This is a genomic window from Dyella sp. 05T440, from assembly GCF_056395965.1.
Genome location: NZ_JBFTKN010000003.1, coordinates 252006 through 265131 on the forward strand (window position 1 = coordinate 252006; position 13126 = coordinate 265131).

12 protein-coding genes are annotated in these 13126 nt (G+C 64.6%); 2 read left to right on the forward strand and 10 right to left on the reverse strand.

The window, feature by feature from the left end:
• Positions 1–68: 68 nt before the first annotated feature.
• The gene (gene guaB, locus AC1DE1_RS05525) at positions 69–1526 is read right to left on the reverse strand and encodes an IMP dehydrogenase (protein WP_477175635.1); all 1458 of its coding nucleotides are present in this window, start codon (positions 1524–1526) and stop codon (positions 69–71) included.
• 187 nt (positions 1527–1713) lie between these two features.
• The gene (gene folD / locus AC1DE1_RS05530) at positions 1714–2580 is read right to left on the reverse strand and encodes a bifunctional methylenetetrahydrofolate dehydrogenase/methenyltetrahydrofolate cyclohydrolase FolD (RefSeq protein ID WP_441602319.1); all 867 of its coding nucleotides are present in this window, start codon (positions 2578–2580) and stop codon (positions 1714–1716) included.
• An 83-nt stretch (positions 2581–2663) separates the two neighbouring features.
• On the opposite strand from folD, the gene AC1DE1_RS05535 reads away from it, so the two are divergent.
• Complete coding sequence (locus AC1DE1_RS05535) at positions 2664–3785, forward strand: GNAT family N-acetyltransferase (protein ID WP_477178941.1); 1122 nt, start codon at positions 2664–2666, stop codon at positions 3783–3785.
• Here the strand turns inward: AC1DE1_RS05535 and moeB are convergent, their stop codons facing one another.
• The 8 genes from moeB to ndk form a co-directional block, all read right to left on the reverse strand.
• Entirely contained in the window at positions 3786–4952 is a 1167-nt protein-coding gene (gene moeB / locus AC1DE1_RS05540) for a molybdopterin-synthase adenylyltransferase MoeB (protein ID WP_477175638.1), read from the reverse strand.
• Between the two features lie 352 nt (positions 4953–5304).
• Positions 5305–6702 (reverse strand): ribosome biogenesis GTPase Der, encoded by a 1398-nt coding sequence (gene der, locus AC1DE1_RS05545; RefSeq protein WP_441602322.1) that lies wholly within the window; start codon positions 6700–6702, stop codon positions 5305–5307.
• A 23-nt stretch (positions 6703–6725) separates the two neighbouring features.
• Positions 6726–7952, reverse strand: a complete 1227-nt coding sequence (gene bamB, locus AC1DE1_RS05550) for an outer membrane protein assembly factor BamB (RefSeq protein ID WP_477175639.1) — start codon at positions 7950–7952, stop codon at positions 6726–6728.
• Positions 7949–8593 (reverse strand): YfgM family protein, encoded by a 645-nt coding sequence (locus AC1DE1_RS05555; protein WP_477175640.1) that lies wholly within the window; start codon positions 8591–8593, stop codon positions 7949–7951. Before AC1DE1_RS05555 ends, bamB begins: the two co-directional genes overlap by 4 nt.
• Positions 8594–8742: 149 nt before the next feature.
• Entirely contained in the window at positions 8743–9696 is a 954-nt protein-coding gene (locus AC1DE1_RS05560; protein WP_441602325.1) for a helix-turn-helix domain-containing protein, read from the reverse strand.
• A 71-nt stretch (positions 9697–9767) separates the two neighbouring features.
• A complete protein-coding gene (gene pilW / locus AC1DE1_RS05565) occupies positions 9768–10568 on the reverse strand; it encodes a type IV pilus biogenesis/stability protein PilW (protein WP_441602326.1) in 801 nt (266 codons plus the stop codon).
• Positions 10558–11694: a dual-specificity RNA methyltransferase RlmN gene (gene rlmN, locus AC1DE1_RS05570; RefSeq protein WP_441602327.1), complete on the reverse strand. Its 1137-nt coding sequence runs from the start codon at positions 11692–11694 to the stop codon at positions 10558–10560. The genes pilW and rlmN overlap by 11 nt, the downstream gene beginning before the upstream one ends.
• A gap of 124 nt (positions 11695–11818) precedes the next feature.
• A complete protein-coding gene (ndk, locus tag AC1DE1_RS05575; protein WP_477164596.1) occupies positions 11819–12244 on the reverse strand; it encodes a nucleoside-diphosphate kinase in 426 nt (141 codons plus the stop codon).
• Positions 12245–12479: 235 nt separating this feature from the next.
• Between ndk and AC1DE1_RS05580 the strand changes: the two genes are divergently transcribed.
• Complete coding sequence (locus AC1DE1_RS05580) at positions 12480–13103, forward strand: TetR/AcrR family transcriptional regulator (RefSeq protein WP_477175641.1); 624 nt, start codon at positions 12480–12482, stop codon at positions 13101–13103.
• Positions 13104–13126 lie beyond the last annotated feature (23 nt).

Below are 13126 nucleotides of genomic sequence, written 5' to 3' on the forward strand. Positions count from 1 at the left end.
AGGCGACGCGCAAGGGCGTCGCCTCCCGTTAAAACGAATGCGCCGGCCATCAGGCCGGCGCGTATCCCTCAGGAATTGAGCCGGTAATTCGGCGCTTCCTTGGTGATCTGGATGTCGTGCGGGTGCGCTTCGGTGACGCCGGCGCCGGTCACCTTCACGAACTGCGCGTTGTTGCGCACATCGTCGACGGTGGCGGCACCGAGGTAACCCATCGAGGCACGCAGGCCGCCGATCAGCTGGTGGATGATGTTGCGCAGCGAACCACGGTACGGCACGCGACCTTCGATGCCTTCGGGCACCAGCTTATCGGCGTCGGCTTCGTCCTGGAAATAGCGGTCCTTGGAGCCCAGCGCCATCGCGCCCAGCGAACCCATGCCACGGTAGCTCTTGTACTGGCGGCCCTGGAACAGTTCGACATCGCCCGGCGATTCTTCGGTACCGGCAAACATCGAACCCAGCATCACGGTGGATGCACCGGCGGCGAGCGCCTTGGGGATGTCGCCCGAGTAGCGGATGCCACCGTCAGCGATCAGCGGGATCTCATCCTTCAGCGCGGTCGCTACGAGGTCGATCGCGGTGATCTGCGGCACGCCCACACCAGCGACAACGCGCGTGGTGCAGATCGAGCCGGGACCCACGCCCACCTTCACCGCATCGACGCCGGCATCGAGCAGCGCGCGCGCCGCTTCGCCGGTGACGATATTGCCGGCGATCACCTGCACCTGCGGGTAGCGCTTCTTCACCCAGCCGGCGCGGTCGATCACGCCCTGGGAATGACCGTGCGCGGTGTCGACCACCAGCACGTCCACACCGGCGTCCACCAGCGCTTCGATACGCGCCTCGGTATCGCCACCCACGCCAACTGCCGCGCCGACCAGCAGGCGCTCGAGGCGATCCTTGGCGGCGTTCGGGTTGTCGCGGGCTTTCTGGATGTCCTTGACGGTGATCAGGCCACGCAGCTGGAAATCGTCGTTGACCACCAGCACTTTCTCGATGCGGTGCTTGTGCAGCAGCTGCAGCACTTCGTCCTGGCTGGCGCCCTCACGCACCGTCACCAGCTTCTCCTGACGGGTCATGATGTTGCGCACGGGATCTTCATGCTTGCGCTCGAAGCGCAGATCGCGGCTGGTGACGATGCCCACCAACTGTTCGCCGTCCACCACCGGCACGCCGGAGATGTTGTACGCACGGGTCAGCTGCAGCACTTCGCGAATGGAAGTATTCGGACCAACCGAAATAGGACTGCGAATCACGCCTGCTTCGAACTTCTTCACCAGACGCACTTCGGCAGCCTGCTGTTCGGCGGTCATGTTCTTGTGGATGATGCCGATGCCGCCCTGCTGGGCCATGGTGATGGCGAGGCGGGCTTCGGTCACGGTGTCCATGGCGGCGGACACGATGGGAATGTTCAGGCGCAGGTTTCGGGTGAGCCGCGTGGAAGTGTCTACATCACGTGGCAGAACGGCCGAATGAGCCGGAACGAGGTAAACATCGTCGTAGGTGAGAGCCTCGGCGAGGATGCGCATGCGTTTTGTCCCGCTGCAAAGAGGAGATTATACGCAGAAGGCCTAGGCCTCGCCACTCTCTGCATGAACGAAATGTCGCAGGTCTCGCCCTTTGTGGGAGCGCACCCTGTGCGCGACTGCAACGTTGCGGCGTGTCGCTCCGTAGGTTTGTCGCGCACAGGGTGCGCTCCCACACCTAAGGGAGGGCTCAGCCCTGGCGAGCAGCGTCGCGCGCGTCCGCCGCTTCCAGCGTGTTTTCCAGCAGCGTCGCCACCGTCATGGGACCGACGCCGCCCGGCACCGGCGTGATCCAGCTGGCGCGTTCGGCGGCCGTGGCGAAGTCCACGTCGCCCACCAGCCGGCCGTCTTCCAGGCGATTGATGCCCACGTCCACCACCACGGCGCCCGGCTTGATCCATTCGCCCTTGACGAGACCCGGCCGACCGACCGCGACGATCACGATGTCGGCCTGGCGCACGAAGCCTTCCAGGTCGCGGGTGAACTTGTGGCAGCAGGTGGTGGTGCAGCCGGCAATCAACAATTCCAGCGCCAGCGGGCGACCCACGTGATTGGAAACACCGACCACCACCGCGTGCTGACCGCGCACCGGACGATCGGTGTGGCCGAGCAAGGTCATCACGCCACGCGGCGTGCACGGACGCAGGCCGAAGCGGCGCAGTGCCAGGCGACCGACGTTGACGGCCTGGAAGCCATCGACATCCTTGCCCGGATCAATGCGATCGACCAGCGCATCCTCATCGATGTGGTCGGGCAGCGGCGACTGCACCAGGATGCCGTGCACGGCCGGATCGGCATTGAGCTGGTCGATCAGTGCGATCAGTTCTTCCTGGCTGGTGCGCGAGGGCAAGTCGAAATCGAACGAACGGAAGCCCACCTGATGGCAGGCTTTGCGTTTATTGCGTACGTAGACCGAGGAGGCCGCGTCGTCGCCCACCAGCACCACGGCGAGCCCGGGCACGTCCAGCCCCTTGGCCGAGCGCTCGGCAACCCGGCGCCCGATCCGATCCATCAGTTCCTGGGCGATGCGTTTGCCGTCGAGGATACGTGCGCTCATGATCGGGGCTGCCTGCAAAGGAACGTATTATCCCGGCTAGGGCCGGTTAACGCTATTGGCCGTACGCATACAAACGAGATCGCATGGCTGCCACAACACGCCTGACCACCCCACTGGAACTGGACGCCCACGGCATACGTCTGCGGCCGTGGCAGGCCGACGATGCGCAAGCCCTGTTCGAGGCCACCCGCGAATCGATCGCCTCGGTGGGTCCATGGTTGCCCTGGCTGCATGAGGGCTACACCCTGGAAGAGAGCGCCCAATGGATCGCCGACTGCCAGGCCGGCCGCGAGCGCGGCGATGCCTACGCCTTTGGCATCTTCGACGCGCAAGGCCGAGCGTTGGGCGACGTGGCGCTCAATCGCATCGACCCCAAGCGCGGCAGTGCGAACCTCGGGTACTGGGTGCGCCAGTCGGATCAGGGCCAGGGCGTCGCCACGCGCGCGGCTCGCGCCTTGGCCGAATTCGGCTTCGAGGTGTTAGGCCTGGTACGCATCGAGATCGTCATCGCCGTCGACAACGTGGCCAGCCGGCGCACGGCCGAGCGCCTGGGCGCCTTTTTCGACGGCATCTCACCGAACCGGATCATCCATCGCGGCGAGGCCGCACCCGCCGCGGTGTATTCGCTGCTGCCGCCAGAACGCGATGAACCCTCGCCGGGTCCCGTGCTGGAAGATGGCGACCTGCGCTTGCGCCCGTATCGGCCGCCCGACCTGCATGGCTTGCACGCCGCCCTGCACGAGTCGATGGCCACCATCGGTCGCTGGCAGGACTGGTGCACGCCGGCGTACAGCCTGGACGATGCCCGCCACTGGATCGCCAAGACGCGGCTGGCCTGGCAGGGCGCCGGCGACGAATGCGCGCTGGTCATGGCTGATCGCGCCAGTGACGAGCTCATCGGCAGCATCTCGCTCAATCACTGGCAGCCCGAATACGGCATGGCCAATCTTGGCTACTGGGTACGCCAGGCGCGCCAGGAGCAAGGCGTCGCCACCCGGGCGGTGCGCCTGCTGGCACGGCATGCGCTGCAGGCCACGGATCTGCGCCGACTGGAAATCGTGATCGCCGCAGACAATCAGGCCAGTCGCCGTGCCGCCGAAAAGGCAGGCGCACAGTTTGAAAGCATCGCGCGCCAACGGCTCATGCTGCGCGGCGAGCCGCAGGATGCGGCGATCTATTCGCTGATCGCGAATGACTTGCGCTGATCAGCCTGCCGCGGCGCAGAGCTGCACCAGATCCTCGTAGCCGTGGAACGTGGCGCCATCGCCGCAGCCCGGGCAACCCGGATCGCGCGGCAGCCGCGTCTCGCGAAAGCGCATGGCCAACGCATCGAAGTTCAGCAGGCGACCGACCAGCGGTTCACCGATACCGAGGATGAGCTTGAGCGCTTCAGTGGCCTGCAGCAAACCGACGATACCGGGCAATACGCCAAGCACGCCGGCTTCGCTGCAGTTGGGCGCATCGGCCGCGGCAGGCGGCTCGGGGAACAGGCAGCGATAGCACGGCGAGTCCGCGCGACGCGGGTCGAACACGCTCACCTGTCCGGTGAAGCGCTCCACTGCGCCGTAGACCATGGGCAGCTGCAAACGCCGGGAGGCGGCGGCGATCAGATAGCGTGCAGGAAAATTATCCGCACCGTCGATCACCAGATCGTGATCCGCCAACAGACGCTCGACGTTGTCGGCCTGCAGACGTTCGTTGCGAATTTCCACGCGCACGCGCGGATTGAGTGCCGCAAGCGCGATGCGCGCCGACTCGGTCTTGGCCATGCCGACGCGTGCATCGGCGTGTATGACCTGCCTGTGCAGATTGGATCGCTCGACGCGATCATCGTCGATCAGGGTGAGCTGCCCAATGCCGGCGGCTGCCAGATAAAGCGCAGCCGGCGCACCCAGACCGCCCGCGCCCAGCAAGGCGACGCGTGCCGACGTCAACTTCGCCTGCCCTGCTTCACCCACCTGGGGCAACTGGAGTTGGCGCGCGTAGCGTTCGGCGGCATCGCTATCCAATGCACCCATGGCAACAGGCAGGCCTTCCGCCTTCCATTGCTGGAAACCGCCGGCCACTGAGAACACGTGCTGGTAACCCATGCGCTGCAGCGCCTCGGCAGCGAGCAGCGAGCGTTGGCCGCTGCCGCACAGCAGGAGCACGGGCTGGTTGCGATCAGGCAGCAGTTGTTCGATGCGTAGCTCAAGAAAGCCGCGCGAGATACCGACGGCACCGACTGGCAGGCCGCTCGCACGCTCGCCGTCTTCGCGCACATCGATCAGGAAGCTGCCTTGCGCCTGCCGGGCCAGCGCCTCGGCGGGGGTTATCTCGGCAATGCTGGCGCGCAGGGAGGCCAGCCAGCTGTCGCGGTTGAGGCTCGTCATCGCGCTAGCTTACTCCAGCCCACCCGCCCCCTGTCCTCTGTCCTCTGTCCTCTGTCCTCTGTGGGAGCGCACCCTGTGCGCGACGGTGCGGAGCGCGGCAACCAAGGGTTCTGGCGCGAGTTGAACGAACCGAGGTACAACGATGCGCCGCGGTCGCGCACAGGGTGCGCTCCCACATGGTCTGAGGTACAACGATGCGCCGCGGTCACGCACAGGGTGCGCTCCCACATGGTCTGAGGTACAACGATGCGCCGCGGTCGCGCACAGGGTGCGCTCCCACATGGTCTGAGGTACGGCGATGCGCCGCGGTCGCGCACAGGGTGCGCTCCTACAAGAGCGATGGGGTCGCGCGTCAGCGACGCTTCTTCATCTCGCGCACCATGCGCTGGCGCTTGCGCTGCTGGGCTTCGGTGAGCACGTTCTTCTTGCCGGCGAACGGATTCTCGCCGTCGCGGAAAAAGATGCGTACCGGCGTGCCATCCAGCTTGAAGCGCTTGCGGAAAAAGTTTTCCAGATAGCGGCGATAGGCCGGTGCGATGTGCTTGGTGCGGCTGCCATGGATGACGATGCTCGGCGGATTGGTGCCGCCCGGGTGCGCAAAGCGCAGCTTGGGGGCATGGCCACGCACCAGCGGCGGCTGGTAGCTCTCGTAGGCGAGCTCGAGCGCCTTGGTCAATTCGGACGAACCCAGTTCCTTGGTGGCGGCACGATGCGCATTCACGACCGCCTTCATCAGCTCGCGCAGGCCCGAACCATGCAGCGCCGAGATGAACACCGTCTTGGCCCAGTCGACAAACTGCAGGCGACGCTCCAGCGCACGCTGGCACTGTTCGCGCTGATAGCCGTCCATGCCGTCCCACTTGTTGACGGCGATGACCAGCGCCCTGCCCTCATCGAGCGCGTGACCGATCAGCGTGAGATCCTGGTCGGCCAGGTTCTCGCGCGCATCGACCATCAGCACCACCACTTGGGCGGCAGCCATCGACTGCAGCGTCTTGATGACGCTGAATTTCTCCACCGCTTCCTCGACGCGCGCCTTGCGACGCACGCCGGCGGTATCGATCAGGGTGTACTTGCGGCCGTCGCGTTCCAGCGACACGCGAATGGGATCGCGGGTGGTGCCGGCCACGTCGGAAACGATCAGGCGATCCTCGCCGAGCAGGCGATTGATCAGCGTGGACTTGCCCGCATTCGGACGGCCGACGATGGCGACGCGAATGCTGTCCGCCTCGACCGGATCGATCTCTTCGTGCTGGTCTTCCGGCAGCAGCGTGATGGCCGAAGCGACCAGATCCTCGGTACCGCGATTGTGCGATGCCGCCAGCGGCAGCGTGTTGGCGATGCCGAACACGGCAAATTCCGCCATCGCATTCTGCAGATCCAGACCGTCAGTCTTGTTGACCCCGGCGATGATCGGTTTGCCGCTGCGACGCAGCTCGTCAAGGATGGTGCGGTCCTGCGGCAGCAGGCCGTCGCGGGCGTCCACCACGAAGACCAGCACGCTGGCCTCTTCGATGGCCAGGCGCACCTGCTGCGCAGTCAGGCCTTCGATGCCTTCCTCTTCGCCGGACAGGCCGCCGGTGTCCACCACCACGAACGGGCGTGTGCCGGTGCGGCACACGCCGTAGTGTCGATCTCGCGTAACGCCCGGCATATCAGCCACCAGGGCGTCACGACTGCGCGTCATTGCGTTGAATAGGGTCGATTTACCGACATTGGGACGACCGACCAGGGCAACGACGGGCAGCATGATTCAAACAACCTTTATTACGATCAGTGGCCGCCGAGACGGTAAGCGCCGATGCGGCCCTTGACGTCTTCGACGTACACAATGTCGCCCACCACCAGGGGTTGGGCGCGAATGGCTTTCTTGGACAGGCGCTCACGTGCCGCCAGCGCGCCGTCACCGGTCTGCAGGAAGTGCACGTAGCCCTCGAGGTCGCCGACCACGACGTAGTCACCGAGCACGGCAGGAGCCGTGAGCCAGCGGTACTTCAGTGCATCGTTCTTCCACATGTCGGCGCCGCCGGTCTTGTCGAACGCCCACACCTGCGACTCGTCGCTCACGCCGTAGAGACCGTTGCCGGTGACGTCCAGCGAGGTGAAGGTCGAGAACGGTCGCCCCCACAGCGGGCGACCGCTGGGACCGTCGATCGCGGCGATATTGCCGTGATAGGCGGCGCTGTACAGGGTGGTGCCTTCGAGCAGGATCGAACCGTCGGCATCGGCCAGGCGATCGATCTCGGTGCGGCCTTCGCCGCTGGCGAGGGTCTGTTCCCACAGCTTCTCGCCATTGTCCAGACGCAGCGCGACCAGCTTGCCGGCATCGTTGCCGTAGAACACCACGCCGTTGGCGACCAGCATCGGGCCATTGCCGCGCAGGCTGAGCAGCGGCACGGAGTCCTGGTCGTAGACCCAGCGGCGCTCGCCGGTGGAACTATCGAAACCGTACAGACGGCCGTCCTGGGTGCGTGCAACCACGAGGTTGGCGGAGATCACGGGCGGGGAGATCACTTCGGAGTTGACCACCGACTCCCAGCGCGGGCTGCCGTCTTTCGCATTGATGCCGTAGACGTGGCCATCGAGCGTGCCGACCACGAGCAGGTCGCCGGAAACCATCGGGCCACCGGCATACAGCGCATCGGCGCGCTTCTTGTCGCCCCAGCCGAACCAGCCCTGGGTGCGCGAGCTCTTGGTCCACAGCGTCTTGCCGCTGGTGGCGTCGATGGCGGCGATCTTGCCATCGGTGCTGCAGGCGTAGAGCACGCCGTCTGCAAAGGCGGGGCGCAGACGCACGCCGCTGTCACCCGCACCGTCGCCCACACTGGTGGTCCACAGCTTGGTCACCTGGGTGGTGGGCTTGAAATCCTTGGCCAGCGGAGTCGGCGGCTGGACGTTTTCCTTCTTGAACGAATGGCAACCGGCAAGCACCACCAGAGAGGTCAGTGCCACCAGCCAAACGCGCTTCATCGCACCGCGCTTCTTCACTTCAGGTTTCATGCACCCTGCTTCCCGGCCACGGCCAGATCATCGATTTTCATCTGCACGCTCTGAGGCGCGTTCTCACCCAGCGCCGCCTTGGCGGCTACGTATGCCTTGCGGGCATCGTCTGGGCGCCCAAGCTTGACCAGCGCATCGCCGCGTAGTTCCTGTGACACACCTTCATACGTCTTGGACTGCATGCGATCGAGCGCGGCAATCGCGTCGGCGGCCTTGCCCTGCGCCAGCTGCACGCGCGCGATGCGCATCTGCGACAGCGCCTTGAGGTTCGCATCGGCGGCGTGGCTCTCGGCCCAGCCGAGCGACTCGATCGCCTTGTCCATCTGCTTGGCCTGCACCTGGCGCTCCGCCCGATCGCTCACGGCGAACACGGCGTAGGTGGAATCGGTGTAGTCCTTGAGCAACTGCTCGGTCAGCGCATCGGCGTTGTCGGACTTGCCGGCAGCCACGGCGACCTGGATCTGCTGATACAGGTTCGCAGCGTCAGCCTGATGCTCTGCCTTGTGCTTGTTCCACTGCTGCCAGCCGAAGATGCCGACCAGGCCGATCGCGATGCCGACGACGATGGACAAGCCGTTCTGGCGCAACCACTGTTGTACGCGTTCGCTCTGTTCGTAATCGTCGTACGCTTCAAATGCCATGCAATCACCCTTGGGGAACCGCACGCCAGAGGCACCTGGCGGCGCCCGTCATGCGGAAAAGAAATCAGCCCGAATGTCCGCTCGTTGCCGAACGGACAATGGGCAAGCATAACCGATTGCGCCAGGCCGCACAGGCCTGGCGTGATGACTCAGGCGCCGGCCGGGGTGGCCTTGCCGTCGCGCAATTCGATGCGGAAATGCGCAACATTGGAACGGCGATAGCTATCCAGCGGCATGGGCTGGCCATCCAGCATCACCTGGGCGCCACCGGCGTTGCCGATGCGCACTTCCAGCGGCTGATCGCTGCGGTAGGTCTTGGAGCTGCCGGCCGGCAGCAAGCCGTATTCCAGGCGCGAGCCGTCCTTGCCGGTGACTTCGACCCAGCTGGCGTTCTGCAGGCTCAGCACGAGGCTGTGCGCGCCGCCGCCCACCGAGCCGGCATCCGTGGTCGGCGTCGGTGCCGCCGGCTGCGCTGCCGCATGGGTATCGCCCAGGAACGGCGTCATGGAAGCCATCAACGGCTGGTCTTGCGCAGGCGCAGCCGCCGGTGCCGGTGTGGTAGCCGGCGCGGTCGTACCTTCCTGCGTATTGGGTGCAGTGCTTGCCACGGTCGATGCCGCGGCGCTGGCACTGCTGGCCGGCGCATCGACCTGGGCGACCGGCGCGGCATCGAGCGGCGCCAGATGGCTGACGTCGCGATCGAGCGTGCCACGCACGCCCAGCCAGATGGTCGGCACCACGATCGCCGCGGTCAGCACCACATAGGTCGCCGCGCGCGCGTAGTTCTCAAGCAGATAACGCGAGTGCGAGATGCCGCCCGTCGCCACCAGGGTGGGTTCCGCCGGCTTGATGCGATCGAGCTCGAGCCTGACCTCGGCTTCGTCGACGCCGAGATAACGCGCGTACTTGATGAGATAGCCACCCAGGTACACGTGGTCGATGCCGCTGTACTCGTTGCTCTCGACCTGCCTGAGCACACGGGTCGGCAAGCGCAGCGCATGAGCGCAGGTCTCGACGTCCAGCCCGCGCGCTTCGCGCGCAGCGCGCAAACGCCCGCCCAAGGTGCCCTTGATCGCTTCCGGCGAATTGTGTTCGGTTTCCATGGTGACGTTGGGCGCTTGGGTGAAAGGGAATTCTCGGTTGCCGCTGTTGGCCGAATTTGACGGTTGAGTGGTCATTGGCGTGCAGTTGCGTCGAGGGCGCGGGCCTGCTCCGAATCCGGGAACTGGCTTTGCAGTCGCCTGCTGTAGTTGAGAGCAGCATCCGTGTTGCCCAACCGTGCTTCGATATCGTGTCCGAGCTTGAGCGATCCCGCGGTCGGCTGACCCAGCGCATCGAAGCGCTGGATGAAGGCACGAGCACGGAAGGCATCGTTCTGAAGATAAAGCACATTGGCGAGCTGATACAACGCCCCGCCGTTTTGCGCATCGATTTCGATGGCCTTGCGGAAGTCTGCCTCGGCCGCCGTCATGTTCTGCGCCTTGGCCTGGCAGATGCCGGCATTGGTCCAGGCCAGCGACGGTGTCTGGTAGAACGGGTCGGCCACGGCTTTCTGGAAATACGCCTGCGACTCGGCCGCCTTGCCCTCGCGGTTGCACAGGAACCAGCCGAGGTTGTTGTTGGGATCGCCCTTCTCCGGCGCCAGCGTGACAGCCTTGCGGTAATGCAGCTCCGCATTGGGCAGGTCATTGATGCGCTCGTAGATCACCGCAGCCACGGTTTGCGCAGGCACGTAGGTCGGGTCGAACTGCATGGCCTTGTTGATCTTGACCATGGCGTCCTCCAGATCACCGTTGGCCATGTACTGCTGGGCCAGTTCGGTGTGGATGCGCGCGCCTTCCTGCTTCTGCTCAGCCTTGGACTGGCGAGTGATCTTGCTCCCCTCGTTCGAGTTGGAACCGGATTTCGACACCGGCACGCACGCAGCCAAAAGCATGGCCACGCTCGCACTCAGCAACAATCGATCAAGCCGCATGACTCGCCCCTTCGTCCAGACGCTTGCGAAATTCGGCCTGGCGACGGGTGCGGTCCAATACCTGCCCTTTGAGCTGGCCACATGCCGCATCGATGTCGTCGCCGCGGGTACGGCGCAACATGGTCAGCACGTTGGCATTGAGCAACTGGGTCTGGAAGGCGCGGATGGTTTCGGCGTCGGAGCGCTCGAAACGCGTGCCAGGAAATGGATTGAACGGAATCAGGTTGACCTTGCACTGAGGCATGCGGCGCATCAGCTTGATCAGCTGGCGGGCGTGCTCGGGCTGGTCGTTGACACCCTTCATCAGGGTGTACTCGAAGGTGATCGAGGTGCGCGGCTTGCGATCCAGCCAGCGCTGGCACGAAGCCATCAGCTCGGCGATCGGATAGCGCTTGTTGAGCGGCACCAGCTCGGTGCGCAGCTCATCGTTCGCTGCATGCAGCGACACCGCCAGCGACACGTCGATGGTCTCGGACAACTTGTCGATCATCGGCACCAGGCCGGCGGTGGACAGCGTGACGCGCTTGGACGCTAGGCCGAAGCCCAGGTCGTCGCGCATCAGGCTCATCGCCTTGGTGACGTTGTCGAAGTTCAGCAACGGCTCGCCCATGCCCATCATCACGACGTTGGTGATGCGACGGTTCTGGTGCGTGATGTTGCCGAGATATTTGGCCGCCACCCACATCTGGCCGATCACTTCGGCCGTTGACAGGTTGCGGTTGAAGCCTTGCGTGGCGGTGGAGCAGAACTGGCAGTTCAGGCCACAACCCACCTGCGAAGACACGCACAGCGTGCCGCGGGTCGGCTCGGGGATGTACACCGCTTCGATGGCGTTGCCGCCATCCATGCCGAGCAGCCACTTGTGCGTGCCGTCGGTGGCGCCCTTGTCGAACAAGGTCTTCGGCGGACCGACGTAGCAGGACGCTTCGAGCTTGGCCCGAAGCGTCTTGCCCACATCCGTCATGTTTTCAAAGTTGTCTTCCAGGCGGTGGTAAATCCACTTCATCACCTGCTCGGCGCGATACGGCTTCTCGCCCAGCTGCGCAAAAAAATCACGCAGGCCCTGTCGATCGAAATCGAGCAGGTTGACCTTGTCGGTGGTGGTGGAATTTGCCTGATCAGTCATCTTGAAATATTGCGGCTCAACGCCGCCCTCTTAATCCTTACGCTATCCAATGGAACGCGGTTTTCGTGAAGAGTGCGGCCATGGATGGCCGCTTCGTGATCTTCGCGCTCATGGATGAGCGCACTTACCTCGAGAACGTTTCGGTCGTTGCGAAGAAGTAGGCGATCTCGACGGCAGCCGTGTCGGCAGCGTCGGAACCATGCACAGCGTTCGCATCGATGGAGTCGGCGAAGTCGGCGCGGATCGTGCCCGGCGCAGCGTCCTTCGGATTGGTGGCGCCCATCAGGTCGCGATGCTTGAGGATCGCGTTGTCACCTTCGAGTGCCTGGATCATCACCGGTCCGGAGATCATGAACTCGACCAGCGCGTTGAAGAACGGACGCTCCTTGTGCACCGCGTAGAAACCCTCGGCTTCCTTGCGCGACAGATGCTTCATCTTGGCGGCAACGATCTTCAGGCCGGCCTTTTCGAAGCGAGCATAGATTTCACCGATCACGTTCTTGGCAACGGCGTCGGGCTTGATAATGGAAAGGGTGCGCTCCAGCGCCATGAGGGTCTGCTCCGGAAAAACTGGTATTTGAGTGGGCGGGCCGATCGATATCGGCGAACTTACGCCAAATCCCGACTAGATATGGGGATTTAGCTCACGAAAGTTTGACAGATTCTACCTGATACGCAAGCCGGGCGCAGGGATCCCAGGGCCCCTTGAAACGACCGTTTGACGGGCGCAAATCGACCCGCGTATCCTCAAACGATCGTTTGATTCCTGCCCGGGGTTGCGGACCATGTCAGTCTCCAGTGCTTCCATGCCGACCAAGGAGCGCATTCTCGGCGCCGCGGAGGAATTGTTCGCCCGGCACGGCTTCGAAGGGGCCTCGCTGCGCCAGCTGACCGCCGCCGCCGGGGTCAACCTGGCCGCGGTGAACTACCACTTCGGCTCCAAGGACCGCCTGATCGAAGAGGTGTTCCGCCGCCGCCTGGACCAGCTCAACGGCCGCCGCATGGCCGCCCTGCAGAAGATCGCCGGCGAGGCGGACACCACCATCGAGGACGTGCTGGCAGCCTTCATCGTGCCTGCACTGGAGCTCTCCCACGATGGCAATGGCTCGCTGTTCATGCGCGTGCTGGCCCGCGCGTTCGCCGAACACGACGACACCCTTCGCAAGTTCCTGTCGGACAACTACGGCCATGTGATGCGCCAGTTCACCGCGGAATTCGCCCGCCTGTTGCCGCAGCTGAGCAAGGAAGAACTCTACTGGCGCGTCGACCTGGTGACCGGTGCCCTGACCCACGCCATGTCGGGCTTCGGCATGATCCAGCGCAAAAGCGACGTGCCCGAAGAGCGCCATCGCGCGCAGACCGCCGAGCACCTGATCCGCTTTGCCGCCTCCGGTCTCAAAGCCCCCTGATTCGTTCCAACCCTTCCCCTCGG

Bases quoted from the DNA above. Each gene is read 5' to 3' on its own strand.
- guaB (WP_477175635.1), bottom strand. From the start codon at position 1,526: ATGCGCATCCTCGCCGAGGCTCTCACCTACGACGATGTTTACCTCGTT.
- folD (WP_441602319.1), bottom strand. From the start codon at position 2,580: ATGAGCGCACGTATCCTCGACGGCAAACGCATCGCCCAGGAACTGATG.
- AC1DE1_RS05535 (WP_477178941.1), top strand. From the start codon at position 2,664: ATGGCTGCCACAACACGCCTGACCACCCCACTGGAACTGGACGCCCAC.
- moeB (WP_477175638.1), bottom strand. From the start codon at position 4,952: ATGACGAGCCTCAACCGCGACAGCTGGCTGGCCTCCCTGCGCGCCAGC.
- der (WP_441602322.1), bottom strand. From the start codon at position 6,702: ATGCTGCCCGTCGTTGCCCTGGTCGGTCGTCCCAATGTCGGTAAATCG.
- bamB (WP_477175639.1), bottom strand. From the start codon at position 7,952: ATGAAACCTGAAGTGAAGAAGCGCGGTGCGATGAAGCGCGTTTGGCTG.
- AC1DE1_RS05555 (WP_477175640.1), bottom strand. From the start codon at position 8,593: ATGGCATTTGAAGCGTACGACGATTACGAACAGAGCGAACGCGTACAA.
- AC1DE1_RS05560 (WP_441602325.1), bottom strand. From the start codon at position 9,696: ATGGAAACCGAACACAATTCGCCGGAAGCGATCAAGGGCACCTTGGGC.
- pilW (WP_441602326.1), bottom strand. From the start codon at position 10,568: ATGCGGCTTGATCGATTGTTGCTGAGTGCGAGCGTGGCCATGCTTTTG.
- rlmN (WP_441602327.1), bottom strand. From the start codon at position 11,694: ATGACTGATCAGGCAAATTCCACCACCACCGACAAGGTCAACCTGCTC.
- ndk (WP_477164596.1), bottom strand. From the start codon at position 12,244: ATGGCGCTGGAGCGCACCCTTTCCATTATCAAGCCCGACGCCGTTGCC.
- AC1DE1_RS05580 (WP_477175641.1), top strand. From the start codon at position 12,480: ATGTCAGTCTCCAGTGCTTCCATGCCGACCAAGGAGCGCATTCTCGGC.